Here is a 2,317-nt window from a genome sequence, read left to right on the forward strand (position 1 = left end):
CGCCACATCGAGCCGGCCGGTCAGGCGAGTGGCCGACGGCATGTTGTAGAAGGTTTCGTTGAGCTCCAGCTGATCGAGGAACCACAGGCGCGACTGGGCAAACGACAGCGGCAACCGTCCATGGCGGTTTACCGGCACGATTCGCGCAGTAGCAGCGTGAGTAGCGGCCTCGGCCCCTGCGATCTTCAGCATCAGCGCGGCAATCGTCGGCGCCTCGAACAGGGCGCGTAGCGGCAACTCCACCTGCAACTCGCTGCGCCGCAGGCGCGAGACCAGCTGCGTCGCCAGCAACGAGTGGCCGCCCAGCGCGAAGAAGTCGTCATGGATGCCGACCCTGTCCAGCTTCAGCAACTCCATCCAGAGGCTGGCCATGATCTGTTCGGTGGGTGTGCGCGGCGCGACATACGCCGCCTCGCTGGGCGCCATGTCCGGGGCCGGCAACGCCTTGCGGTCGACCTTGCCGTTCGCCGTCAGCGGCAGCTGATCGAGCTCGACGAAGTAACTCGGCACCATGTACTCCGGCAAGGTCTGCAACAGGATCGTGCGCAGCTGCGACGCCTCCGGCACGCCCTGCCCGGCATGCGCCACCAGGTACGCCACCAGCCGCTGGTCGCCCACGCTGTCTTCCCGCGCCAGCACCACCACGTCGCGCACCGCCTCCTGTGCCGCCAGCGTCGATTCGATTTCGCCCAGCTCGATGCGCAGGCCGCGGATCTTCACCTGATGGTCGCTGCGCCCCAGATACTCGATCGTGCCGTCCGGCAGGTAACGCGCCAGATCGCCCGACCGGTACATCCGCGCACCCGGCGTGCCACTGAACGGGTTCGGGACGAAGGTCTGCGCGGTCAGCTCGGGCCGGTTGATGTAGCCGCGCGCCAGGCCGATGCCGGCGATATACAGATGGCCCACCACACCCACCGGCACCGGGTTGAATGCATCGTCCAGGATATGGATCTGGATGTTCGCAATCGGATGGCCAATCGGCACGCTGCCCAGTCCGCTGTCCCGGCGGCACGTCCATGCCGTCACGTCGACCGAGGCTTCGGTCGGACCGTACAGGTTATGCAGGGCCACGTGATCCCACTGCGCAAAGAAGCGCTCCTGCAACTCCAGCGGCAGCGCCTGACCACTGCATACCACCTGCCGCAGCGAAGCGCCCACCTCGGCCTTCGCTTCGTTGAGGAACACCTCCAGCATCGGCGGCACGAAATGCAGCGTGGTGATGCCCTGGGCATCGATCACGTCGGCCAGGTACGCCACGTCCTGATGGCCGCCGGGCCGGGCCACCACCAGCGTCGCCCCTTCGAGCAGCGGCCAGAAGAATTCCCACACCGAGACGTCGAAGCTGTAGGGCGTCTTCTGCAGGACCCGGTCGGCCGCGGTCAGCCGATACGCTTCCTGCATCCACTGCAGCCGGTTGACGATGCCACGATGCTCGATGCCGACGCCCTTGGGCTTGCCGGTCGAGCCGGAGGTGTAGATCACATACGCCAGATGGGCCGGCTGCGTCTGGTTTGCCAGGTTGCCGGCGGCATACGTGGCCAGTACCGACGCATCGCGGTCCAGGCAGAACACCGGCATGCCCGTCAACGTCGGCATGCGGTCTTGCAGATGCTGTTCGGTCAGGACAACAACCGGCTTGGCATCCTCCAGGATCATCGCCAGCCGCTCCGACGGGTAGCTCGGATCCAGCGGCACGTACGCACCGCCCGCTTTCAGGATGCCGTACAGCGCCACGATCATCGCCAGCGAACGTTCCGCGCACAGGCCCACCAGGGTGTCCGGACCCACGCCCAGGTGGCGCAGGTGCCGCGCCAGGCGATTGGCTTGCGCGTTCAGTTGCGCGTAGCTCAGCGACACGCCCTCGAAGATCACCGCCGTCTGCTCCGGCGTGCGCGCCACCTGTGCCTCGAACAGTTGATGCAGGGTCTGCGTGTCCGCCTGGATCGCCGGATACACCGTGGCGGTCGCATTGAACGCGTGAATCAGCTGGTCCCGTTCGGCGGCGGCCAGCATCGGCAACTCGCCGACCGGACCGCTCGGATCGGTCACGATCGCCTGCAGCAGGTGCGTGAGGTGCTGTGCCAGACGTGCCACCGTGCTGGCATCGAACAGGTCCGTGCTGTATTCGAAACAGCCGTGCAGACCGTCCCGGCTCTCGGTCAGGCTCAGCGTGAGGTCGAACTTGGCGGTGACGTTGTCGCTGTCGACGGCCTGGATCGACAGGCCCGGCAGGTCCAGGGCATCCATCGGCGTGTTCTGCAGCACCAGCATCACCTGGAACAGCGGCGTGTAACTGGCATGGCGTTCCGGCTGC

The 2,317-nt window shown here is 66.4% G+C and carries 1 protein-coding gene; it reads right to left on the bottom strand.

Translation table 11 applies throughout. The annotated features are described in order from the left end of the window. Positions 1–2,317, bottom strand: a 2,317-nt coding sequence (locus GSQ75_RS12270) for a non-ribosomal peptide synthetase (RefSeq protein ID WP_216840681.1), incomplete at both ends; no start/stop codon positions are given.

The sequence above is a fragment of the Dyella sp. S184 genome (genome assembly GCF_009766065.1).
Taxonomy (GTDB): Bacteria; Pseudomonadota; Gammaproteobacteria; order Xanthomonadales; family Rhodanobacteraceae; genus Rhodanobacter.